Here is a 23,921-nt window from a genome sequence, read left to right as displayed (position 1 = left end):
TTAGGGGCACAGAGAGCGGAATTTGGCGACCTGCCGGTTTTGCCGTTGGATAACCGGGTAGCCACCCCTCGTTCTGGCGGAAATCGGGTACGGGGTGAGCAAGATGCCGAAACGGGTGGTCACCGAGCCCGGGCGCGAGCGCAGGCCACTGATCCTGGCCCCCGCCCGGTCCGGCGGTTATCCCGGTCCGGTCCGCAAGGCGGTCCCCGGCGCCCACCTGATCAAGCTGCTCGGCACCACCGACGCCAAGCAGATCGGCCTGCTCTACCTGACCACCGCGTTCGGCTTCTTCATCGTCGCCGGCGTGATGGCGATGCTGATGCGGGCCGAACTGGGCCACCCGGGGCTACAGTTCCTCTCCACCGAGCAGTACAACCAGCTCTTCACCGCGCACGGCACGATCATGCTGCTGCTCTTCGCCACCCCGCTCGCCTTCGCGTTCGGAAACTACGTGGTGCCGATCCAGATCGGTGCCCCGGACGTGTCGTTCCCCCGGCTCAACGCGCTGGCGTACTGGCTCTACCTGCTCGGCGGCTCGCTCGTGCTGCTCGGCTTCTTCACCCCGAACGGTTCGGCGGACTTCGGCTGGACGGCGTACGCGCCACTGAGCCGCGACCAGCACTCGCCGGGGATCGGCCCGGACATGTGGGTGATCGGGCTGGTCCTGTCGGGACTCGGCACGATCCTCGGCGCCGTCAACCTGATCACCACCATCCTCACCCTGCGGGCCCCCGGGATGACCATGTTCCGGATGCCGATCTTCACCTGGAACATGCTCTTCACCGCCCTGCTGGTGGTACTCGTCTTCCCGCTGCTCGCCGCCGCCCTGCTGGCCCTCTACGCCGACCGGCGGATCGGCGCGCACGTCTACGACCCCGCCACCAGCGGGCCGCTGCTCTGGCAGCACCTCTTCTGGTTCTTCGGCCATCCCGAGGTCTACATCGTGGCGCTGCCGTTCTTCGGCATCATCACCGAGATCATCCCGGTCTTCAGCCGGAAGCCGATCTTCGGCTACAAGGGCATCGTCGCCGCGACCATCGCGATCACGATCCTCTCGATGACCGTCTGGGCGCACCACATGTTCGGTACCGGCCAGGTGCTGCTGCCGTTCTTCAGTTGGCTGAGCTATCTGATCGCGGTACCGACCGGGGTCAAGTTCTTCAACTGGATCGGCACGATGTGGAAGGGCCAGTTGACCTTCGAGACGCCGATGCTCTTCTCGATCGGGTTCCTGGTCACCTTCCTCTTCGGCGGCCTGACCGGGGTGCTGCTGGCCAGCCCGCCGGTCGACTTCCACACCACCGACACCTACTTCGTGGTCGGCCACTTCCACTACGTACTCTTCGGCACCATCGTCTTCGCCGCCTTCGCCGGGGTCTACTTCTGGTTCCCCAAGATGACCGGCCGGCTCCTCGACGAGCGGCTCGGCCGGGTGCACTTCTGGACCATGTTCTTCGGCTTCCACGGCACCTTCCTGGTGCACCACTGGCTCGGCAACGAGGGCATGCCCCGCCGCTACGCGGACTACCTGCCCACGGACGGTTTCACCGTGCTGAACGTGATCTCCACCGTCAGCAGTTTCGTGCTCGGCGCCTCCACCCTGTTCTTCCTCTACAACGTCTGGAAGTCGTGGCGGTTCGGCCGGATGGTGGACGTGGACGACCCGTGGGGTTTCGGCAACTCCCTGGAGTGGTCGACGAGTTGCCCACCCCCGCTGCGCAACTTCGACCGGATGCCCCGGATCCGCTCCGAACGCCCCGCCTTCGACGACAAGTACGGGCCGCTCGTCGCGGACCTGGGCCGGGACCTGCCGCAGCGGTCGACCCGACCGCCACAGGTGATCCGCGACGAGTTGCGGCACGAGGTTCGCCACCCGGAGGCCGAGGTCGCCGCGCCGGAGGGCGCGCACGGTGCCGAGGCGGCCGTCGCGCACCATCCACCGGCCCGGTCCGGTGCCCGGCCCATCGAGGTGCCGGAGCCGGACGAGGTACGCCGGCCGGCGTTCGAGCCGAGCGAGCCGGACGAGGGCGTCGACGACGCCGCCCGGGGTGGACCGGAGAGTCCGCGGTGGCGGACCGGCCGGGCCCCTGCCGACGACGACGAGCAGGACGACGGGGAGGACCGGCGATGAGGACGCGGCCGGACGGCGTACCGGAAGGATCCGGGGCGGCGGTCAGTCCGCCGGCAGCGCGACCAGGCCGGCGGCGCTGAGCGAATGCTGGACCACGGGTTGCGCCCGAGCGAGCCGCCACCGTACCCCGGCACGGTGGGCGGCGTCCCGGCCGGCCACCAGCGCGGCCAGCGCCGGCCCGTCCAACTTCGCCACGTCGGTCAGGTCGATCGCGACCTCCGCCGGATGCCGGCCGGCGACCGCCTCGACCACCGCCAGGCGCAGTTGTTCGGCGGTGTCCAGGTCGATCTCCCCGGTCACCTCGACCACCACCCGCTCGCCCACCTCGCGCACCGACAGCCGGGCCGGCTGGCCGGCCGCCTCGGCCCCTCCGGCCTGCCACGGTGCCGGCGAGTCGGCCAGCATCGCCTGCCGCAGCCAGGTCAGCGCCCGGGAGAGCAGCCGGGAGACGTGCATCTGCGAGATACCGAACCGGGCGGCGATCTCGGCCTGGGTCTGGTTGCCGTAGAAGCGCATGGCGAGGATCCGCCGCTCCCGCCAGGGCAGCCGGCCGAGCAGCCCGCTCACCGTCACCCGGTCGTCCACCGACTCCAGGTCGGTGTCGGACTCGCCGACGAGGTCGCCGAACTCCGCCGAACTCTCCCCGCCGACCGGTGCGTTCAGCGACGCCGGGCTGTAGCCGGCCGCCGACTCCAGCGCCGCGAGGATCTCCTCCTCCGGCGTCTCCAGCCGGGCGGCCAACTCGGCCACGCTGGGCGACCGGGACAGCTCGCTGGTCAGCGCTGCCGTCGCCTGGCCGACCTCCAGGATCAGGTCACGCAGCCGCCGGGGTACGTGCACTCCCCAGGTACGGTCCCGGAAGTGTCGCTTGATCTCGCCGACGATGGTGATCGCGGCGTACGCGGTGAACGAACCCCGTTCCGGGTCGTACCGGTCGACCGCGTTCACCAGCCCCAACCGGGCCACCTGCTCCAGGTCCTCCAGCGGTTCGCCCCGGCCCCGGTAGCGCCGGGCCAACCGGCCGGCGAACGGCAGGGCGAACCGGACGAGGTCGTCCCGGGCCTCCTGCCGGCGTTCCGGTGGCAGGCCGGCGATCCGCGCCGCGTACGCCAGGGCCGCCGCGTCCAGGTCCTCCAGCCCGCGTTCGGCCGGTGGTGTGGTGGTGATCTGTCCGAACATCCGCGCCTCCCCCTCAGGAAGGTCCCCCGCCCGGGATGCGAATCCGGTCATCGGTGCCGTACGGAACGGACCGCTGCCGGAAGCGAAGACGTAGTCGAAACCGAGCGAGCGAACGCCGACTGCGATGCGCGCAGCCCGATCGACCGGTAGCAGTCGGCCGACCAGTAGCAGCCAGCGTTCTTCCCGCTCTGTAGGTACTCAATCACGGGACGTGACGTCTCCGAGGAGTTTTACGGGCAGGCAGCGCACCGACCGCCGAAGCTGCGCCGACGGACCGCCCAGCCGGCCGCAATCCCCGCCCGCACAGGCGAAACGACGCAGTCGAGCAGCCCGGGAACGACACCAGCCGACGATCGTCGACGGGCGGACGGAGGGGTCGGTGGGCGGAGGGGTGGGTGGGCGGGAAAGCCGGCGGGCGCAGGGGTCGGCGGGTGGGAACTCAGCAGACCAGCAGGCCCTGCGGGGTGCCGCTGGCCCGCAGCCCGGCCAGCGCCTCCACCATGCGCAGCGGCGCGGGCGCCGGCAGGTCGTAGGGCTGGCCCCGGAGCACCTCGGTGGCGTGCCGGGTGGCCACCGAGGTCACCGGATAGCCCCGGGCGGCGACCCGGTCGACCGCCCGGCGGCGGCGCCCGAACGAGGCAACCGCCAGCCACTGGGGCAGCCCGGCGAGGGCCGGCGAACGCAGTCCGGGCGGCTCGGGCAGCACGTCCAGCGAACTGAACGGCGCGCTGCCGGCCAACCACCACTCCGCGCCGGTCACACTGCGCTGGGTGGCGTTCTCGCACCAGTACGGCACCAGCCCGGCCCGGACCACCTGCCACGGGTCGATCAGCCGCCCGCACTCCACCACGCACCGGTCACCACTCTTGCCGGCCGCCCGCAACCAGCTCCGGTAGACGTCGGCGGCAGCCGCACTCAGCGCGTCCGGGCCCGGGAACAGCACCCGGTGCAGCGGGCTGCCGGCCCCGCGTACCCAGTCGAGCAGGCTGCTCTCGAAGCCCGGTTCGACGCCCTGCTCGGCGTACCCGGGTCGGCCGCCCGCCGGGGCGTCCCAGCTCGCACCATCCCCGCCGGCACCTCGGAGCACCTGCGGAAGCACCTCGCTGTCCGGGCCGAAGTCGGCCGGCTCCAGCCCGCTGGCCGGCGCACCGAGCTGGAAGGTGTGCCCGCCGCCCGAGTCGAGTACCGGCCAGGTCCGCACGTCGCGCAGCAGCAGCACCGGTGCGCCCGGTGCCAGACAGCCGCCGAGGAACTCCTGGTAGGCGTCCGGCAGCCGGTGCCAGCGGACCACCAGGGACACCGTCGAGCCGGCCAGTACGCCCCGAGCGGCCGGATCGTGCACCTGCCGCACCCGTACCCCGGGGTTGTGCCGGATCAGCCGGGCCGCAAGCTGGCTGCCGTACGCCGCCGCCTCGGCCGGTTTGTCGACCTGGCCGCCCGGCCACTGCACCGCCACGTCGAAGCCGGCCGGCAGCCACGGCACGCCCATCGCGGTGGCCAGGTGTACGGCCGCGCCGTGTGGTGAGCCGACCACCACGCCCGGGTACCAGCGCGGCGGATAGTGCTGCACGATCCACCGGGCCACCCGTTCGGCGTCGACGGCACCGGCCTGCTCGGCGGGGAGCGCCGACCGGAGTGCCGCCCGGGTCAGCGCGGCCCGGCGGACCGCCTCCGGCGCGCCCCGGAAGCGGGACAGCAGCGGGTGGTACCCCAGGTCCGCGCAGTCCCGGCCCCGGACGGCACGGGACGCCACGGCCAGCAGTACCCGCCCGGTGCTCTCCGCCGACACGATCCGATCCGGTCCCGGGAGCCCGGACCCGCCCGCGGCCAGCCACTCCTGCATCTCCCGCACCGGGCCCACCTCCCTCGTCCGCGCTGCCGGGGCCTTCCCGCCCCAATCAGGTTCAAACGGGCGATCAGCAACCTGGCGGGCGGAATTCGGAGGACCCGGCGCACCTGATCCGTTCTCGGTCGGCCGACCCGGTACGTCCGGGACGACCCGCTCGACTCGAAGCCGCCGCGAGACGGATCCGGTTTGCTCCCGGCGTGTCCGAGCCGGTCGAGTTGCCCCGGACGGGGGCGGCGACGGATGATCGGCGGTTGTGAGCCAGTTGAGGTTCGGTCCCGCCGGAGGACCGCGGTACGCCAGCTACTTCGCCATCGCCGTCGTCCCGTTCGCCCTGGTCGTGGCGGCGGTCGCCGGCTGGCAGGCGACATCCGGCGACATCGCGCCCGCCCTGGCGGTGGCGACCGTGGTGACCAGCCTGTCCGGTCTGCTGGTCGCGGTCGGGCTGGTGTTCGCCGAGCGGCGGAGCCGGGCCGGCCGCTCGGCGGGGCCGGACGGGATCCGTACCGGCGGACAGGACGTCCTCGCCTGGCCCCGGGTGAACCGGGTCAGTCTGCACAGTGGAGCCGACGGGCAGCGCCTGCTGGCGGCCTGGCCGGCCGGGGCGAAGGCACCGGTCTGGCTCGGCTCGGTGGACCGGGCGGACGTGCCGGCCGACGAGGCGATCCGGCTCGTGGAGCAGTGGTCCGGCCGATCGGTGGAACCCGCCTGACCCGGCGGCCCACCAGCCGCACCGCCCCACCCGACCGGCGCAGGTGCGGACAGACCGACTGGATCGACCGGTCCCGGCGCAGGTGCGGACAGACCGACTGGACCGACCCCGCCATGCTCACAGTCAGACCAGGTCGGCGCCGTTCGTGGCCCGGTTCCGCAGAGCGCGGGCCCGACCCTGGACCGCCGTGCCGGCCGCCTCGTCGAGTCCACCGGCGGTCAGGCCGCGCAGGTCGGCGAAGGGCTGCTCCGGGGCGTCCAGCGGGATCGACGGGTCGACCACCGCCTCGATCAGGGTGGGCCGCTCGGCGGCCATCGCCTCCTCCCAGGCCGGCCCGATCTGCTCCGGACGGTCGACCCCGATCCCGTGCAGGCCGAGCAACCGGGCCCAACCGGCGTACGGGATGTTCCCGCCGCGTACGGCGTCGGGTGGCGGCATCCCCGGTGCGGCGGGACGGTCGAGTTCCGCCCCGGGCGCCGTCACCGGTGCGGTGTCCGGCCCCCGCTCCGGCTCGCCACCCCGGCCGGCCTGGTCGGAGTTGTTCAGCACCAGCACCACCAGCCGGGGGTCCGGCCACTCCGGCCAGTGCTGGGCCACGGTGATCAGCTCGGCCAGTCCACCGGACTGCATCGCGCCGTCGCCGAGGAGTACGAAGACCGGCCGGTCCGGTCGGGCGAACTTGGCCGCGATCGCGTACGGCACGGCGGAGCCGACCGAGGCGAGGGTGCCGCAGAGGTGCGCCCGGGTGCCCGGCGGAAGTTGCAGGTGCCGGGCGTACCAGTAGGTCACCGAACCGACGTCGACCGCCACCGAGGCATCGGCCGGCAGCCGGGGCGACAGCTCGCGGAGTACCAGTCGGGGGTTCAACCGGTCGGTCCGTTCCTCGGCCCGGGCGTCGCACTCGGTGCGGGCCCGGTCGACGGCTCCCTCGATCATGTCCCGCCAGTCCCGGTTGCGCCGCTGCGGCACCCGGGACAGCAGCGCCCGCAACGTCTCCCGGGCGTCGCCGACCAGCGGGACGTCGATCGGGTAACGGCTGGCCAGCCGACTGCCGTCGATGTCGATCTGCACGGCCGTGGCCTGGCCCGGCACCGGGTAGTAGCCGGTCCACGGATCGTTGGTGCCGACCATCAGCAGGGTGTCGCAGCCGGCCATCAACTGCGCGCTGGCGGCCGTGCCGACCTGACCGAGCACGCCCGTGTGGTAGGGCAGCCGCTCGTCCAGCACCGGCTTGCCGAGCAGCGACGTCGCCACCCCGGCGTCGAGCCGGTCGGCCAGTTCCATGATCTCGTCGGCGGCGCCGTAACCGCCCTGGCCGACCAGGATCGCCACCCGCTGCCCGGCGGCGAGCAGTTGGGCGGCGGCGTTCAGGTCCGTCTCGTGCGGCATCACCCGGGCCGGTGGCAGGCCGGGCGCCGAGGCGAGCACGCCGCCGCCGTCGGGGTGCGGCATCCCGTCGGGTACGACCTGATTGAGCAGATCGTGCGGCACCACCAGGCAGGTGGGGCTGCGGGTCGACACGGCGGTACGGATCGCCTGGTCCAGCAGGTACGGCACCTGTTCCGGCACGGCGGCGGTACGCAGGAACTGGGCGCAGACGTCGCTGAACAGCCGGGGCAGCTCGATCTCCTGGTACGCGCTGCCCAGCGCGCTGTACGTCTGCTGCCCGACGAGCGCGACCATCGGCTTGCCGTCCAGCTTGGCGTCGTACAGGCCGCCGAGCAGGTGCAGCGCGCCCGGCCCCTGGGTGGCCAGACAGATCCCCACCCCACCGGTGTACTTGGCGTGCCCGGCGGCCATGAAGCCGGCCCCCTCCGGCTGCCGGGACGGTACGAACGCCGGGTCGCCGCCGGCCCGGCGCAGCGCCTCGACGATCAGCGCCACCCCCTCGCCCGGTTGCCCGAACACCCGGGGCACCCGCCAGGCCCGGAGCCGCTCCACCAGCAGGTCCGCGATGGTCCGGTCGCTGGTCGTCGCACCCGCCCGCACGGCGGCCCGCCCCGGGTCAGCCATCGCCGCCGGCCGGGGTGCTGGCGTCGACGTAGCGGAGCACCGCGCCGACCCCGTCGGCGAGGTCCGGCGCCTGGTCGGGGTCGAGCACCGTGACCCCGGCGTCGGTACCGACCAGCGCCCGGACCAGGGCGGCGTCGGCGCGTACCCGTTGCGGTTGGGCCACGGACATCGCCACGAGTTCGTCCCGGCCGGTGGCGATGTCGGTCGGTTCCGGGCCGATCCAGAGTTCCTCGGTCGAGGACGGGTCGTCGACGATCAGCATGGTGTCCACCTGACGGCGTTGCAGCGCGGCCACCACCGCGTCCATCCCCTTGCCGACGTCGCGCTGCATGCCGAACTTGTCCAGCGCCACGTCGGTGTGCGCGGCGGCGACCTCGGCGATGGCCTGCACCGTGACGTCGTCGAACTTGAACTGCTTGGCCCCGTCGGCCGGGAAGCCGGCGTCGGTCTGCACCACCCGGTCCTGCCAGAACTCCGGTAGCTGGGCGGCGAGCAACTGCCGGGCCCGGGTCTCCCCGGCGACCACGATCACCTCGGCGCCGACCCGTTCGGCCAGGGCGGCGGTGGCCGAGGCGGCGTCTCCGGCGTTGCGTCGCCAGGACGTCAACGCGTTGCGCTGGAAGTGGGACTGGTTCCAGCCGCCCTGCTGGACCCGGCGCAGCGGGAACTGGTTGCCGCCCTTGACGTGCGCGTGCCGGGGTACCCCACCGGCGCTCACCGCGTCCACGTCCGCGCCGGTGCGGCTGGCCAGTACCCGGACCCAGGGCACCTGCTCACCGCGCTGCGCGACCAGCGGCATGGTGTGCGCGAGCGGCCCGTGCGCGGCGATGTCCTTCAGCGGCGGGGCGGAGAGGTACTCGGTCAGTACCACCTCGCCGTCTGCGGCGAACGCGGCGAGTCCGTAGTCGCCGGGCATCGGCTCGTGTCCCCGGACCACGTCGTCGAGGGCCGCCACGGTGCGCGGGTCGGCCCGCTGCTCCGCCAGCCGTTCCTGGAGGGCCCGCCAGCGCAGGTCGAGCGCGGGATGGGCATCGTGGGTGTCCCGGGAGGCGTCCAGGTAGACCGACGTCCACGGGCCGGGACTGGCACAGATCGGCCGCAGGAAGGACAGCTGCATGGTCGTCCCCTCTCCAAGCTCGCGCCGGGGTTACCCACGCCGGTCGGCTTGTCACCTGAGACGCCCACCGGGAACCGCCCGCTGTCCGCTCCGGAACCCCGCGAACCGTCCGCCCGGAACCGCGTGGCTCGTCCAGAACCGCGCCCAGCAGCCAGGAGTGAGCGGGTCGTCACATAGCGAGAAAAATATTCACTCACTGCCCGTTCATTCGCCATGATCGATACCATTTGTGCTCGGGAGCGGACTCTCGGTGGTGAACATATGGACGGTGAACTGTTTCCCGAGCGGGTCGCCTGGCGTCCCGGGCCGGTCATCACCGGTCACGTCGTACGGCTGATGGAGGGGTACTCCCGGGAGGTCCGGATCGGGCAACCCGTCCTCGTCGCCGTACTCAGCACGGCCGGGGTCTTCAAGGTGGTGCTCCTGCTGCTCGCCTCGGTGCTCCGGGCGGGTGCGGCGGCGGGCGCCAGCCGGAAGTGGAAGGACCTGCGCAAGGGGCCGGAGTTCCTGGTGACGCCGCTGCGACTGCGGGACGGCAGCGGCGTGCTGTGCGAGATGGAGATCCACGGCCACCTGCCGCAGAGCGCCCTGGAACCGTCGGACCACGTCCAGGTGACCGTACGCTCGCAGAAGGACGCCGGACTCGCTCCCCGGGTGGAGCGGATCGTCAACCTCACCACCGGGCAACTGCTCACCCCACGGGTCCCGACCCTCTGGTCACACCTCGGGCCGGCACTGCTGACCCAGGCCGCCGTCGGGCTGCTGCTGATCGGCGGAATCCTCGCCTGGATCGTCGTCGGACGCTAGCCGCCGACGCCGGCCCGGATCCACCGAGGCCGGCGGTGCCGGGGTCAGCGCCGGGTGGAGTCCGCCAGCGGGCGGTCGCCGTCGGCCGACTCCCCCGCACCGGCGACCGGGCCGGCGACGGTCAGCAGCCCACGGCGGCGGGCCCAGCGCTCGAAGCCGAGCGTGGCGAACGGCGGCACCGCGCAGACCAGCGCGACGCCGACGGTCAGCCAACCCCACCGGCCGAGCCGGGCCACCAGCAGCACCAGCGCGACGTACGCGAGGAAGAGTCCACCGTGCACCGGACCGAAGATCTTGACACCGATCTCGTTGCCGGGCGGGCCGTACTTGACCGCCATCCCGGCCAGCAGCGCCAGCCAGGAGATCGCCTCGGCGACCGCCGCCACCACGAAGAGCCTCACCGCCGTACGGTGCATCCGTTTGCCTCCCACCGGTCCCGCCGACGACCTCGCCGGCCGACCGTTCCCGCTCCGGTCCGGCTGACAGCTTAGGCGACGTCGGTCGGGCGACCGGCCGGACCGGTGTCGGCGGCACCGACACCGGCACCCGAGGAGGAGGATCTCACCCTTCCGGGTGAACCGGACGGAGCCCGTCTACACCCAGGGGCGTACTGGTGATGCCGACCACGGGGGGACGTCAGAAGCGCGATTACGGAGGATCATGAGGTCATGACGATCCATGGCTTCGGGGGCCGGCCGTGATCGCACTGGTGTTGGCGATCGTACTGTCGGTGGCCTCGGCGGCGGCCTACGCGGGCGCTGCGGTACTACAGGAAAGGCTCGCCGCACAGGCCGGGCCGACGGGGGACGCGGGACGGGGCTACCTCAGCACCGTGCTGCGCCGCTCCGGCTGGTGGCTGTCCGTGGCGGGGAACGGCACGGGAGCCGCGCTGCACGTCGCCGCGCTGGCGTACGGGCCGCTCTCGGTGGTGCAGCCGCTCGGCGTACTCACCCTGGTGCTGGCGCTGCCGATCGCGGCGGCCACGATCGGGCGGCGGGCCTCGGGCCGGCAGTGGCTCGGGGCGGGCGCCACCGTGGCCGGGCTGACCCTGCTGCTCGCGCTGACGTTGCCCGGCGCGGGCGACCACGAACTCCGGCCCGGGCAGGGCTGGGCGCTGACCGCAGTGGCGACCGCGCTGGTGGCCGTGCTGGTGCTGGCCGGTCGGGCCAGTCGGGGACCGCTGCCGCGCAGCCTGCTCACCGCCACCGCCGCCGGCATCGCCTTCGCGGTGGGCTCGGCACTAACCCAGGTCGTCGCCGGGCTCGTCGGCGAGGGCGGCGCGCTGCTCTCCACCGTCGGCCTGACCGTGGCGGTGGTCGGGATGGCCGCGGCCGGGCTGCTGCTGTCCCAGGTCGCCTACCGGGGTGCCGGGCTGGGCGCTCCGCTGGCCACCGTCACGCTGGCCAATCCGGTCGCCTCGGCCGCGATCGCCATGCTGCTGCTCGGCGAGCGGACCGCCGGCGGGTACTGGGGCGGTGCCGTCGCCGCGCTCGGCGCCGTTCTCGCCGCCTGGGGCGTACTGCAACTGGCCGCCGCCGACCAGCCCGCGCCGCGTCGGCGCCGGTACCGGCCCGGTCGGCGGGGCAAGGCACGGTTCAAGGGCGCGGTGCCGACCTGCCCGAGCCGGTCGGTACCCGCCAGCCGCTCGCCGCTCGCACAGGTCCGTTCCGGCCGGACCGCCACAGCACCACCAGCCAGACGACCCCGACCACGGCGACGAGCGCCAGCCCAAGCCCTTCCAGCGCCGGCATCAACACCGCCTGGACCGGGGACGGCTGGCCCAACGACCCGTCCAGGGTGAGCAGGCCGCGCGCTCCGGTGAGGAGCAGCGTCAGGTAGAACGCGATGACGTGCATCGCGTCCCAGAGCGCGTGCAGGATCGCCACGCCCAGATAGGTGAAGAGCAGCCGGAGCCCGACCACGAAGTGCTCCCGGCCGCTCGGCGCGAAGAGCACACCGCCGAGGATGGCGGTCCACAGCCCGTGTCCGACCGGGGCCACCAGGCCGCGCAGGATCTCCGTCTGCACCACCTGCACCACCGAGAGTCCCTGCACGGTGAAGAGCGCGATGAAGGCGTACCCGGCGGACTCCAGCGCGGAGAAGCCGAAGCCGACCGCCGCACCGAGGATCATCCCGTCCCGGATGGTCTTGGCCAGCAGGTGCCGGGTCAGCAGCGCCAGCGCGGCCAGCTTGGCGGCCTCCTCGATCAGACCGACCCCGAGGAAGAGCAGCACCGAGGGGCGGAGGAGGTACGACTCCAGCACGGCCGAGGCGAGGATCCCGAGTACGCCTCCGGCGAGGAAGGTGCCGAAGACCAGGCTGACGGTGACCTCGCCGGTGTCCCGGCGCTGGAACGCCCAGGCCACGAAGGTCACCGGCACCAGGAAACTGCCGAGCAGCACCAGGGTGGGCAGCAGCGTCGGGTTCCCGGTCAGGAAGATCACCGCCACCGTGGCGAGCCAGAGCGCCAGGCCGACCAGGAAGATCCGTAGCCACTGACGGCGCGGCGTGACCGGGACCGCCGCCGTCCACTGCCTGCCGACGCCGTCCATTCCGCCTCCGCACCGTCCATCCCGCCCCGGGCCGTCCGGCACGCCCCGGTTCGGTGGCCACGATCCGGGGCTGGGTTCGGGGCGTACCCGTTGCGGTTGTGGTCGAACGTCCGGCGGTGCCCGGCCGCGCCGCCACTAACTTTCCTTGATGGAAAGTAGGGGCTACTTTCTTACCTGGAAAGTAGGTGTGCCCGGGATCGGGCGCCCACCCGGTAAGCGAGGAGGATCGATGGACGCCGAGGACGCCCGCGTCGCGCTCGACGAGGTTCGCAGCCGTGACCAGCAGGTGCGGGCCGAGCTGTCCCGGCAACGCCCCGGCTGGCGGGCCACCCTGTTGACGGTCGGCGGCTACTACCTGGCCATGGCCGGGCTGGACTTCCCGTTCCCGGTACCGCTGCTCACCCTGGCGGTCGGCGCCGCGCTGCTGCTCGCCGGGCACCTCGCCCAGACCGGGCGGTCGGCCGGCGGACGGGTGCGGTACCGGCGGGACGCGTGGCGCCCCGGCATCCTGTTGACCACCGCCGGCTGGGTGGTCGGGCTGGCCGGGACGTACGCGCTGACCCGGCTGCTGCTCCAGCCGGTCGTACCGGAAGGGCCGACCTCGGTACTCGGCGCGATCCCGTCCGCCGTGCTGATGGCGGCGATGGCCCGCTGGCTGTACGGCGTCGCCTACGGACCCCCGTCCGACGAGCCGGGGCCGGCCGGGACGCCCGGCACGGAGCCGGACCGGCGGAACCCGCCCCGGACCGGGGACCGATGACACCGAGGGAACCCAGCCCGGACCGGGGACCGCGAAGCGAGCCCCGGTTCGACGAGCTGATCCACGCACCGGCCCGGCTCTCGCTGGTCGCGCTGCTCGCACCGGCCGACGCGGTCGAGTTCAGCTACCTGCGCGAGCAGCTCGGACTCAGCGACTCGGCGCTGTCCAAGCAGATCGGTGCGCTCGTCGCGGCCGGCTACGTCGCAGTGCACAAGGAGAACCGGGGCCGGGGCATCCGGCGTACCTGGGTGAGCCTCACCGACGCCGGCCTGGCCGCGTTCGACGGGCACGTCGCCGCGCTCGACCAGATCGTCGCCCGAGCCCGGCCGGGCCAGACCCGGCTCACGCCTTGAGTACCACCTTGACGCACTCGTCCTGCTTCTGCCGGAACATCTCGTAGCCGGTCGGCGCGTCGTCGAGCCGCAACCGGTGGGTGATCACGAAGCTCGGGTCGATCTCGCCCCGCCGGATCCGGTCCAGCAGCAGCCGGGTGTAGCGCTGTACGTGGCACTGCCCGCTGCGCAGCGTCAACGACCGGTTCATCAGCGAACCGATCGGGAACTTGTCCACGAAGCCCGCGTACGCCCCGATCACCGAGACCGTGCCGCCGTTGCGACAACTTCTGATCGCCTCGCGGAGCGCGTGTGGCCGGTCGGTCTCCAGCCGGGCCGACTGCTTGGCCCGGTCGTAGCCCTGGAGCATCGCCGACGAGTGGTGCCCCTCCATCCCGACCGCGTCGATACAGGCGTCCGGCCCCCGGCCGCCGGTCATCTCGCGCAGCGCCTCGACCACGTCGACCTCCTCGTAGTTCAGCGGCTCCGCACCGGCCCGTTCCTGCGCCATCCGCAGCCGGTACGGGTACCGGTCGATGGCGATCACCCGTTCCGCCCCGAGCAGGTACGCGCTGCGCATCGCCAGCAGGCCCACCGCGCCGGCACCCCAGACCGCGACGATCTCACCGCCGGTCAGCCCGCACATCTCGGCTCCCATGTAGCCGGTCGGGAAGACGTCGGAGAGGAGCAGTACCCGCTCGTCGGGCAGGTCGTCGGGGATCTTGATCGGTCCGACGTCGGCGAACGGCACCCGGGCGTACTCGGCCTGGCCGCCCGCGTAGCCACCGAGCATGTGCGAGTAGCCGAAGAGGCCGCCCGGCGAGTGCCCGAGCAGTTTCTCCGCCAGCCCGGCGTTCGGGTTGGAGTTCTCGCAGAGCGAGTAGAGACCGGTCTGGCAGGCCAGGCAGTTGCCGCAGGCGATCGGGAAGGGCACCACCACCCGGTCGCCGATCCGCAGGTTGTCCACCTCCGGCCCCACCTCGACGACCTCGCCCATGAACTCGTGCCCGAGGATGTCGCCGTGCTTCATCGTCGGGATGTACCCGTGGTAGAGGTGCAGGTCGGAGCCGCAGATCGCGGTACTGGTGACTCGTACGACGGCGTCGCGCGAGTTCAGGATCTGCGGATCGGGCACCTCCTCGACCCGTACGTCCTCCCGGCCCTGCCAGCAGGTCGCTCTCATCGGACCACCACCTCCGGATGTCGGCCGTCGGTCAACGGGACGGGCGGGCGGCCTGCGGGCGGGCCGGCCGCTGTAGCACCTGCTGCGGGGTGGCCAGCCCGGCCGGGCTGCCGTCGGACAGGACCACCTCGCCGGTCTCGATGACCTGCTTGAAGCGGCGCAGGTCGTCCCGGATCTGCTGGCCGGGTTCCTCGCCGAAGATCTGCGCGACGGCCCGACCGACCGCTCCGCCCGGCGGCGCGTACGCCAACTCCACCCGGACCTCGGTGCCCCGGCCGCCGGCGGCGCGGGCGAACCGGACCCGACCCGCGTTGGGCACCCGGGCGCCACGCACGGAACGCCAGGCGATCATCTCGCTGAGGTTGTCCTCCACCAGCTCGGCGTCCCACTCGATCCGGCGCCCGCCCGGACCCCTGACCGTCCAGTGCGACCGTCCGTCGCCGTCGGTGCGGACGGACTCCAGGTGGTACATGAACCGGGGCAGGTTCTCGAAGTCGCGCCAGAACCGGTAGACCTCGTCGGTCGGCCGGTTGATGGTGACGGTGCCGCTGGCCGCCACCGCCCGGCGCCGCGAGCCGGCGGCCCGGCCGCTGCGCAGCGCGGCCAGCACGTCGACGGCGGTGATCCCGGCGACGGCGCCCAGGGTCGCGGCGACCCTTCGGCGGCGGTCGCCGCGCCGCTGCGGCAGTGCCCGGAACAGCAGCGCCAGATCCAGCACGTCCCCGGCGACCCGGGCCCAGACCCAGCCGGCCGGCCGGCGCGCGGCCAGCAGCCCGGGTACCGGCAGCAGTTCACGGGCACCGATCATCCGGAGCAGCACGCTGCGGGCCAGCACCGCGTCGTCGATCCCGGTCATCCGCAGCGCCGCCGATCTGGCCGGCGCCGCGTCGTCCAGCCCGATGATCCGGGCGAGTCGCTCGGGTGCGGCGACCGCCGCGACGCCGAGGCCGAGGCTCAGCAGGCCGAGCGCCCGGGGCAGGAGCCGGCCCACGGGGTTCCCCTCCGGCACGTCCAGCGGTACTTCGCGCATGGTTCCCCCGTTCGCCCTCGCCCGGTCGCCGTCGTGGGCGCCACGCACCATCACCATATAGGTATCAACCCGAATAACCTCCGGAAAGTGGCGAACCAGGAACTTTACCCAGAGCACGCACGAACGGCGTCCGGCCGACCCGTCCGGCACGTGCACGCATTCCACATCGCCAATCGTGAATGCGGGTCACATCCATGTTTGCACTTTTTAGGTTGAATAGCGCAAATGTCGATATCGTTACGAGAAGGGATAGTTGTCCGGAGTCTGCCGTTCTCCGTCAGGTCGTCCCATCGAAGGTTCCGGGTCGAACGAGGAGCAGCATGTCGTCAGTCCGCCACGCGCGTCTGTTCACCGCCACCGCGCTGACGGTCCTGCTGGCCGCCGGAGCCATCCTGGCAGCACCCTTCGCGGTGGCGGCCGGGTCGACGCTGTTCGACCAGCCGTTCCACAACAACACCGCGAACGGCGTCGGCGCGGTGGCGCTGCCCGGCGTACCGGTCACCTCACTGACCAACTCGGCCTGCCTGACCGCCTCCGGCAACCTGACCACCGGGGTGGTGCGGAGCTGCCTCACCAGCACCGATCCGCAGGGGTCCGGCAAACTCCGGCTGACCGATGCCACCGTCAGCAAGGAGGGCGGGCTGTTCGGCGCGGTGAGCGTACCGACGTCACAGGGGCTGCACGTCACCTTCAACGCCTACCAGTACGGCGGCGGCGGTGCCGACGGGATCGCCTTCGCGCTGGCCGCCGTCGACCCGGCCAATCCACTGTCACCGGCCCTGATCGGCCAGCCCGGCGGTGCCCTCGGCTACTCGGCCGCGTTCAGCGGCACCTCGGCCGGGCTGTCCAACGGCTACCTCGGGATCGGCCTCGACGTGTACGGCAACTTCAGCAACAGCGTCTACCAGGGCACCGGCTGCACGAATCCGGCGTACATCTCGACCACCGGGGGGCGGGTGCCGGGGCAGGTCGTCATCCGGGGCCCCGGCCGGGGCAGCGTCGGCTACTGCGCGATCAACAGCACCGCCACCACCACCTCGTCGGCGGCGGTACCGCTGCGCGCGTCGACCCGGGCCGCCTCGGTGGTACCCGTCGAGGTCGTGATCAACACCACCAGCGCGTCGGTCACCACCACCACCGGGATCACAGTTCCGGCCGGCGAGTACCGGGTCCGGTTCACCCCGGTCGGCGGCACGGCGCGGACCCTGGCGGGCGCGCTGCCGCTGGTGTCCTCGACGCTCTATCCGTCACCGACCTGGTTGAACGCCAACGGGTTCCCCCGGCAGCTCGCCTTCGGCTGGGTCGGCTCGACCGGTTCGGTGACCGACTTCCACGAGATCGACGAGGCGAAGGCGGTCAGCTTCAACCAGGTCCCCGACCTGAACGTCAGCCAGGTCAGCTACACCGGCACGACCCTGTCGCCCGGTGCACCGGTCAACTACGTCGTCACCGCCGGAGTGGACGCCGGGGCCACCGACCCGGGCCCGATCTCGGTGACCCAGACCCTGCCGGCCGGCGTCGTGCCCAAGGGTGCCTTCGGCACCGGCTGGGTCTGCGCGGCGCCGGTCGGGCAGAGCATCACCTGCACCAACAGCAGCGGACCGTTCGTCGGCGGCAGCTCGCTGGCACCGATCTCGGTGGTGGCGATCGTGACCGGCAGCAGCGTGACCCCGGCGCTGGTGCAGACCGCGACGGTGGCCACCGCCTCGTCCAGCGGCGGAAACCCCGGCTACTCGTCGAGCACCACCGCCGGCACCCTGCCGACCGCGCCGAGCGGCATCACCGTCAGCCCGGCCACCGGCTCGGTCTCCGGCGGTACCGCCGTGACGGTCGGCGGCAGCAACATCGCCGGGGCGACCGCGATCGAGATCGGCACCACCGCCGAGCAGCAGGCCGGCAACCCGGTGGTACTGCTGCCGTGCGTCTCCACCCCGGCCGCCGGATGTTTCACCGTCAACGCCAACGGCACCCTCAGCATCTCCTCCATGCCGGCCCGGGCCTCCACCGGGACCGTCAACCTCACCGTGGTGACCCGGGGCGTGGCCGCCTCGGCGAGCTACGTCTACGCGGCCGTTCCGGGCACCCCGGCGGCGCCGACCGCCGTCGCCGGGATCACCAGCGCCACGGTGAGCTGGACCGCCCCGCCGAACAACGGCAGTACGATCACCGGCTACCTGCTCACCCCTACCCGGGACGGCGTCGTCCAGCCGACGCTCTCGTTCGACGCCTCCACCACCACCCGTACGCTGACCGGGTTGACCGCCGGGGCGTCGTACACCTTCCAGGTGGCTGCGGTGAACGGCTTCGGGACCGGGGCGCCCAGCCCGGCCTCGGCGGCGGTGGTCCCCTACACGCTGCCCGGCACGCCGACGATCACCTCGGTCAGCGCCGGCACCAACTCGGCGCAGTTGAGCTGGACCGCACCGTCCAACGGCGGTTCGGCGATCACCAGCTACACGGTGACCCCGTTCGTCGGCGGGGTGGCCCAACCCGCCCAGGTCTTCTCCGGCAGCTCGACCAGTGTCACGGTGACCGGGCTGACCGCCGGCACCAGCTACACCTTCCGGGTCGCGGCGACCAACGCCGCCGGCACCGGCCCGACCTCCGCCGCCTCGGCGGCGGTCACCCCGAACCCGCCACCGACCCTGACCTTCCCGGCACCGCCGAGCGGCAAGGTGAGCGTGCCGTACAGCGTGCAGTTGACCGCTGCCGGCGGCACCATGCCGTACACCTGGTCGGTGAGTGCCGGGACGCTGCCGCCGGGGCTCACCCTCGGCCCGAGCACCGGCCTGCTCTCCGGGACACCGACCACCGCCGGCAGCTTCACGTTCACCGTGCAGCTGACCGACGCGTCCGGGGTGACCGCCACCCGCCCGGTCACGCTGGTGATCGCACCGCTCGGCGGGCTCACCATCAGCGCACCGGAGGTGGCGTCCCTCGGTACGGTGCGGTCGAACGTGAGCTCCGCCTCGGGCCAGCTCGGGCTGGTCACCGTGGTCGACGACCGTGGCCCGATGTCCGGGACCTGGACCACGGTCGTCTCCAGTACCGACCTCACCACCGGCGCCGGTTCGACCGGCGAGCGGATCGACAACGACAACATCGCCTACCAGTCCGGCCCGGCCGTGCAGACCAGCGGGAACGGGACGTTCACCCCGCAGCTCGGCGCACCGCTGGACACCTTCCGGGTCGCCGCGAGCTGGAGCGGCCAGGCCAGCATGAACTCGGCGTCCTGGAATCCGACGCTCACGGTGTTGCTGCCCGGCACGGTGGTGGCCGGCGCCTACACCGCGATCGTGACCCACTCGGTGCTCTAGGGGCGGACCCGATCGGCGGCGCCGGGGACGACGCGGACGGGCTCCGGCCGCTCGACCGGAGCCCGTCCGCCAGCGCTGTCGGCCCGACCCGGACGCCGACCGGTCGGCCTACTGGCCGACCTTGATGCCGGGCTCGCCCTCCATGAACTGGATGACCTGGCGCGGCTCCCGACCCGGCACGTTCGGGCCGCGAACCTTGCCGATCGGCAGGATCACCCGGCGGAACGTGCCCTCCAGCATCATCGCGGTCGCGGTGTACCAGCCGATCACGGCCGAGGCGATCAGGATGTAGGCACCGGCGGTCCGCCACGGAGAGATGTTGGCGATCTGGCCCACGGCCAGACAGGTGGCCCCGGCGGCCAGCGTTCCCAGCACCAGGGCCAGCCCGATGTTCTCGGCCAGCGCGGCGACCGTGCCGGACCAGGTGATCGCGGCGAGCGCGGCGAACCAGAAGCCGAGCGCCACGAACGGGGTCGGCTGGACCAGTACGCCGATCGCGATCAGCAGGTAGAGCAGGCCGTAGGAGAGCCAGAAGGCGCCCCAGATCCCGTGCATGGCGGTGGCCAGCCCGTCCCGGGCCCGGTACGCCCACATCCCGGCCAGGAACTGCGCGAGCCCGCCCAGCATGGCCGCGAACGGGAACAGGAAGGTCTGGGTGGTGACGTTGCCGTACCAGCCGGCGAGGTTCGTGGCGACGACGAAGGTGGCGGCCGCGTACCCGAAGAGTCCCAGGATCGATGGCGCGGCCACCGGCTGCAGGGAGATCGTCGCGTGGTTACGCCAGAATTCGAACTCGCCGTCATGGCTGGGTTGTGCCGATCGTGACATGTGGGTCATCACAGGCTCCTTCTACGCAGCGGTTCGCACCGCTTCGACGCGGTCGGGCACGTGGCCACCGCCGACTACCCAACGTGAGCCCCATTACACGGAAGGGCGACTTCGTGCGTCGCCGGGCGGGCCGCAACGGAACCGGCCGCCGACGCACGGTACGCGTCGGCGGCCGGTGAACGACCTGGCCCGGTGGGCCTGGGGTGGATCAGCGCTTTTCGACCGGTACGTAGTCCCGCTCGGGGGCGCCCGTGTAGAGCTGCCGGGGACGGCCGATCTTGGTCTCCGGGTCCGAGATCATCTCGCGCCACTGGGCGATCCAGCCGGGCAGCCGGCCGAGCGCGAAGAGCACGGTGAACATCTTGGTCGGGAAACCCATCGCCTTGTAGATCAGGCCGGTGTAGAAGTCGACGTTCGGGTAGAGCTTGCGGGACACGAAGTAGTCGTCGGCGAGGGCGATCTCCTCCAACTGCATCGCGAGGTCCAGCAGCGGGTCCGGCTTGTTCATCCGGGCCAGTACGTCCTGGGCGGCCTTCTTCACGATGGCGGCCCGGGGGTCGTAGTTCTTGTAGACCCGGTGTCCGAAGCCCATCAGCTTGACGCCCGGCTCCTTGTCCTTCACCCGCCGGACGAAGGCCGGCACGTCCCCGCCGCTGGCCCTGATCTGGTCCAGCATCTCCAGCACCGCCTGGTTGGCGCCGCCGTGCAGCGGGCCGAACAACGCGTTCACCCCGGCGGAGACCGAGGCGAAGAGGTTCGCCTGGCTCGAACCGACCAGCCGGACCGTGGAGGTGGAGCAGTTCTGCTCGTGGTCGGCGTGCAGCACCAGCAGCATGTCCAGCACCCGGGCCACGACCGGGTCGACCTCGTACGGCTCGGCCGGCACCCCGAAGGTCATCCGGAGGAAGTTGTCGACGTACCCGAGCGAGTTGTCCGGGTAGAGCATCGCCTGCCCGATCGACTTCTTGTACGCGTACGAGGCGATCGTCGGCACCTTCGCCATCAGCCGCACGGTGGAGATCTCCACGTGCTCCCGGTCGAACGGGTCGAGGCTGTCCTGGTAGAAGGTGGAGATGGCGCTGACCGCGGAGGAGAGCACCGCCATCGGGTGCGCGTCCCGGGGGAAGCCGTCGAAGAAGCGTCGCATCTCCTCGTGCAGCAGCGAGTGCCGCCGGATCCACTCGTCGAACTCGCCGAGCTGCTGCGCGGTCGGCAGCTCGCCGTAGATGAGCAGGTACGACACCTCCAGGAAGGAGGACTTCTCGGCCAACTGCTCGATCGGATAACCCCGGTAACGCAGGATGCCCGCGTCGCCGTCGATGTAGGTGATCTCGGAGGAGCAGGCGGCGGTGTTGACGAAACCGGGGTCGTAGGTGACGTACCCCGTCTCCTTCAACAGGTTGCCCGTGGCGATGCCGGCTGGGCCGTCGACCGCGGGCTTGACCGGTATCGACAGCTGGCCGCCCGGGTGGTCGAGTTTGACATCAGTCATGTGATCCTCGCTTCGCCGGCAGAATCTACGTTGAATTGCCTTCACTTTTTACGGTAATCGTGCAGGGTAGCGGAGAACCTTGCGTGGTCGGGCGGTGAGTGATGGATCACGCTGGTCACACGTTTGCGCCCGGCCCGAAACCTGCTAGCCACGGTGTTTCCGGCCGCAAAACGTGCGCCGGCCGATCGTCCGGTGGCACCCGCCGACACCCGCCCGGCCCGGTCCCACCGAGCCCGGCGTACCCGTCGACGCCGTCCCGGGCCGGATTCCCGGCCGGACCGGCAGGTTCGCTCGGTCGACCCGGCCCGACCGCCCGACCTGCACCGATGGCCTACCCCGGACGACGGCGGCGTACCGCCCGGATCTGGGCGGTACGCCGGTCGCCCGGATCTGGGGTCAGTCGTCGAGCGGACGCAGTTGGCCGGCCTCGGTGACCTGGAACACGTCGACGGTGTTCCGGCCCGGCACGAAGAGCGACTCGTCCGGCACCAGGGCGCCGAACCGCTGCCCGCCCGGGTCCGGCGCCACCACCGGGGCCACCGCACCGACCCGGCCGTTGACCGCCACCGCGAGCAGGGTCCCGTTCCGCACCGAGTCGGGCACGGTGCCGTAGACCAGTGCCGGCAGTCGGCCACCCGCCTGGTCGATATGGTCGAACTCAGCCCGGTTCTGCACGGTGACCCGACCTGCCGGTGGACCGAGCGGAAGTTCGGCGACGGCCCGCCCGATCAGTTCCGGTCGGGGCTGTGCCGGCAACACCGGTCTCGCCCGCCCCGCGACCAGCTCGGCGAAGGTGCCGGCGGGCACCGTACGCGGCTGCCCCGGCTGGTCGTAGTAGTGCTTGTCCCCCGGCGCCCGGGTGGTACGCAGCGCCGAGGCGCCGTCGGTGCGCCACGGCACCTCGACCCCGGCCAGGTCGGCGACGGTCGGCAACAGGTCGACGTGCTCCCAGTTCCGGTCGTCGACCGCGCCGGCCCGCTGCCCCGGCCGTTTCACGAACAGCGGCACCCAGAGCACCTCGCCGGGCGCCCGCTCGACGGCACCGAGCCCACGCCCCTGCACCCCCGGAGTGAAACTGACGCCGTGGTCGGCGGTGAGCACGACCAGCGCGTCGTCGTAGAGTCCGGTCTCGTCCAGCCGGCGCAGCGTCTCGCCGAGCAGCCGGTCGGTGTACTCCAGTTGCAGCAGGTGCCGCTGGTAGGCCAGCTCGACCCAGCCGTCGCCGTCGTTGGGCATCCCGTCCGGCGACCCGTACCGGATCCCGGACGGCAGGTAGTTCCACGGCGAGTGCGGCAGCAGCAGGTGCAGGAAGTGCAGCGTCGGCCGGACCGTCGGCCGGAGCGTGTCGAGGAAGTCGGCGAACCGGGCCGGCTGGTTCTCGTCCAACGCGCCCCAGCGAAACTGCGGATCGGTCGGCGGCGGCGGCTCGTCGGCGTCGCCGGCCTCGCGGCGGGTGATCTCCCGGTACGAGTCCTCCGGGTCGCGCTGCCCCGTCTCGGACGGCGAGACGATCTGCTCCAGCAGGGTGGCGCTCTCCCGCAGCAACGTCGGCAGGCCACCCCGGGCCGAACCGGCGGACCGGTCCGGACAGAGTTTCGGCGGGCAGAGCTGCGTGATGCTCTCCTGCGCCCGGATCTGGTACGGGCCGGCAAAGGCCGTGAACAGGTTGTCGGGATAGCGCGAGTGGTGCGGCGCCTGCTGCTCGGCCGGATACCGACCGGTCAACATCGCCGGCAGCGCGTACGGGGTGTAGCCGCTCACCCCGGTCGCGTTCCGGTACCAGGTCGACTCGCCGGCCAGCCGGGCGAAGTTCGGATAGCGCCGGGCGTCGATCACGCCCTTCTCGTCCAGCAGCGAGGCCAGCGGGAACTCGTCGAGAATCAGCATCACCACCGGCGGATGGGTGGCGGCGCCCCGGCTGGCACCCGTACCGGCCCCGGACCGCTCCCCCGGCAGCACCACGGCCGAGGCCGGTGAGGCGAAGACGAAGAGCAGCACGAAGACCAGTGGGCCGACGGCGGCGACCCGGAGCACCTGGCCGGTCACCTGCCAGCGCCGGTAGGCGTACGCCCCGGCGGCGCCGACGGCCAGCGCGATCGCGGCCAGCGGCGCCCCGCGTACCGGGGTGAGGTGCTTGCCCACCTGGACGGCGAACGCGGCGAGCAGCAGGCCCAGGGTCACCGTGTGCAGGACCGTCCGGACCAACCGGCCCCGGACCGGGCCGGCGATCCGGCGGGCCAGCAGCCCGACCAGTGCACCGGCCCCCCACAGCGCCAGCGGCGGCAGCACCGTGTACGCCGCCACCAGCAGCAGGATCTCCCGCCTGCCGGCACCGTGGAAGAGGAAGAAGTCCGGACTCTTGCCGGTCACGTCGAGCAACGGTTGGGTGATCACGAGCCCGCAGAGCGCCACGATCTCCACCAGGGACCGCAACTCCACCCGCCCCGCCGGCCGCCGAACCGCCGCCGCTCCTGACGGCTCCGACACCGTCGGCCGATCCACCTCGTCCGGCCGGTCGGGCGTCACTGACGGCTCCAACACCGCCAGCCGATCCGCCTCGTCCTGCCGGGCCGGCGCCCCTGACGGCTCCGACGCCGCTTGTCGCTCCATCTCGTCCGGCTG

17 protein-coding genes and 1 pseudogene are annotated in these 23,921 nt (G+C 72.3%); 7 read left to right on the top strand and 11 right to left on the bottom strand.

The window, feature by feature from the left end; all coding sequences use genetic code 11:
* Positions 1–103: 103 nt before the first annotated feature.
* A complete protein-coding gene (ctaD, locus tag Pen02_RS11550) occupies positions 104–2,131 on the top strand; it encodes an aa3-type cytochrome oxidase subunit I (protein WP_203865971.1) in 2,028 nt (675 codons plus the stop codon).
* A gap of 42 nt (positions 2,132–2,173) precedes the next feature.
* On the opposite strand, the gene Pen02_RS11545 is transcribed toward ctaD, so the two are convergent.
* Together Pen02_RS11545 and Pen02_RS11540 are read right to left on the bottom strand one after the other, a co-directional pair.
* Positions 2,174–3,310, bottom strand: coding sequence for a SigB/SigF/SigG family RNA polymerase sigma factor (locus Pen02_RS11545; protein ID WP_203865970.1), 1,137 nt, complete (start codon positions 3,308–3,310; stop codon positions 2,174–2,176).
* 439 nt (positions 3,311–3,749) lie between these two features.
* Positions 3,750–5,153: a hypothetical protein gene (locus Pen02_RS11540; protein ID WP_203866008.1), complete on the bottom strand. Its 1,404-nt coding sequence runs from the start codon at positions 5,151–5,153 to the stop codon at positions 3,750–3,752.
* Positions 5,154–5,412: 259 nt separating this feature from the next.
* On the opposite strand from Pen02_RS11540, the gene Pen02_RS11535 reads away from it, so the two are divergent.
* On the top strand, positions 5,413–5,868 hold the full coding sequence (locus Pen02_RS11535) for a hypothetical protein (RefSeq protein WP_203865969.1): 456 nt from the start codon (positions 5,413–5,415) through the stop codon (positions 5,866–5,868).
* A gap of 123 nt (positions 5,869–5,991) precedes the next feature.
* On the opposite strand, the gene Pen02_RS11530 is transcribed toward Pen02_RS11535, so the two are convergent.
* Together Pen02_RS11530 and Pen02_RS11525 are read right to left on the bottom strand one after the other, a co-directional pair.
* Positions 5,992–7,881, bottom strand: a complete 1,890-nt coding sequence (locus Pen02_RS11530) for a thiamine pyrophosphate-binding protein (RefSeq protein ID WP_203865968.1) — start codon at positions 7,879–7,881, stop codon at positions 5,992–5,994.
* The gene (locus Pen02_RS11525) at positions 7,874–8,998 is read right to left on the bottom strand and encodes a baeRF2 domain-containing protein (protein ID WP_203865967.1); all 1,125 of its coding nucleotides are present in this window, start codon (positions 8,996–8,998) and stop codon (positions 7,874–7,876) included. Before Pen02_RS11525 ends, Pen02_RS11530 begins: the two co-directional genes overlap by 8 nt.
* Before the next feature lie 261 nt (positions 8,999–9,259).
* Between Pen02_RS11525 and Pen02_RS11520 the strand changes: the two genes are divergently transcribed.
* On the top strand, positions 9,260–9,805 hold the full coding sequence (locus tag Pen02_RS11520; protein ID WP_203865966.1) for a hypothetical protein: 546 nt from the start codon (positions 9,260–9,262) through the stop codon (positions 9,803–9,805).
* Between the two features lie 44 nt (positions 9,806–9,849).
* Here Pen02_RS11520 and Pen02_RS11515 read toward each other — a convergent pair whose 3' ends face one another.
* Positions 9,850–10,221 carry a DUF3817 domain-containing protein gene (locus tag Pen02_RS11515; protein WP_203865965.1) on the bottom strand — a complete coding sequence of 124 codons (372 nt, stop codon included), beginning with the start codon at positions 10,219–10,221 and terminating at the stop codon, positions 9,850–9,852.
* Positions 10,222–10,502: 281 nt separating this feature from the next.
* Here Pen02_RS11515 and Pen02_RS41730 point away from each other — a divergent pair.
* A pseudogene (locus Pen02_RS41730) lies at positions 10,503–11,324 on the top strand (DMT family transporter); the annotation flags it as partial.
* A 76-nt stretch (positions 11,325–11,400) separates the two neighbouring features.
* On the opposite strand, the gene Pen02_RS11510 reads toward Pen02_RS41730, so the two are convergent.
* Positions 11,401–12,357 (bottom strand): PrsW family intramembrane metalloprotease, encoded by a 957-nt coding sequence (locus Pen02_RS11510; RefSeq protein WP_203865964.1) that lies wholly within the window; start codon positions 12,355–12,357, stop codon positions 11,401–11,403.
* A 229-nt stretch (positions 12,358–12,586) separates the two neighbouring features.
* Between Pen02_RS11510 and Pen02_RS11505 the strand changes: the two genes are divergently transcribed.
* Together Pen02_RS11505 and Pen02_RS11500 are read left to right on the top strand one after the other, a co-directional pair.
* The gene (locus Pen02_RS11505; RefSeq protein ID WP_203865963.1) at positions 12,587–13,117 is read left to right on the top strand and encodes a hypothetical protein; all 531 of its coding nucleotides are present in this window, start codon (positions 12,587–12,589) and stop codon (positions 13,115–13,117) included.
* A complete protein-coding gene (locus Pen02_RS11500) occupies positions 13,114–13,470 on the top strand; it encodes a winged helix-turn-helix domain-containing protein (protein WP_203865962.1) in 357 nt (118 codons plus the stop codon). The genes Pen02_RS11505 and Pen02_RS11500 overlap by 4 nt, the downstream gene beginning before the upstream one ends.
* On the opposite strand, the gene Pen02_RS11495 is transcribed toward Pen02_RS11500, so the two are convergent.
* Together Pen02_RS11495 and Pen02_RS11490 are read right to left on the bottom strand one after the other, a co-directional pair.
* Positions 13,460–14,632 (bottom strand): zinc-dependent alcohol dehydrogenase, encoded by a 1,173-nt coding sequence (locus Pen02_RS11495; protein WP_203865961.1) that lies wholly within the window; start codon positions 14,630–14,632, stop codon positions 13,460–13,462. The genes Pen02_RS11500 and Pen02_RS11495 overlap by 11 nt on opposite strands.
* A gap of 31 nt (positions 14,633–14,663) precedes the next feature.
* Entirely contained in the window at positions 14,664–15,662 is a 999-nt protein-coding gene (locus Pen02_RS11490; RefSeq protein ID WP_203865960.1) for an SRPBCC family protein, read from the bottom strand.
* A 320-nt stretch (positions 15,663–15,982) separates the two neighbouring features.
* Here Pen02_RS11490 and Pen02_RS11485 point away from each other — a divergent pair, with 320 nt between their 5' ends.
* On the top strand, positions 15,983–18,979 hold the full coding sequence (locus Pen02_RS11485) for a fibronectin type III domain-containing protein (RefSeq protein WP_203865959.1): 2,997 nt from the start codon (positions 15,983–15,985) through the stop codon (positions 18,977–18,979).
* Positions 18,980–19,087: 108 nt separating this feature from the next.
* On the opposite strand, the gene Pen02_RS11480 is transcribed toward Pen02_RS11485, so the two are convergent.
* From Pen02_RS11480 to Pen02_RS11470, 3 genes are all read right to left on the bottom strand, one after another.
* On the bottom strand, positions 19,088–19,816 hold the full coding sequence (locus Pen02_RS11480) for an acetate uptake transporter family protein (protein ID WP_203865958.1): 729 nt from the start codon (positions 19,814–19,816) through the stop codon (positions 19,088–19,090).
* Between the two features lie 199 nt (positions 19,817–20,015).
* Positions 20,016–21,299 (bottom strand): citrate synthase, encoded by a 1,284-nt coding sequence (locus tag Pen02_RS11475; protein ID WP_203865957.1) that lies wholly within the window; start codon positions 21,297–21,299, stop codon positions 20,016–20,018.
* Between the two features lie 396 nt (positions 21,300–21,695).
* Entirely contained in the window at positions 21,696–23,909 is a 2,214-nt protein-coding gene (locus Pen02_RS11470) for a sulfatase-like hydrolase/transferase (protein ID WP_203865956.1), read from the bottom strand.
* Between the last annotated feature and the right edge of the window lie 12 nt (positions 23,910–23,921).

Source organism: Plantactinospora endophytica, assembly GCF_016862915.1.
GTDB lineage: Bacteria > Actinomycetota > Actinomycetes > Mycobacteriales > Micromonosporaceae > Plantactinospora > Plantactinospora endophytica.
This window is presented reverse-complemented; position numbering and strand designations above follow the sequence as displayed.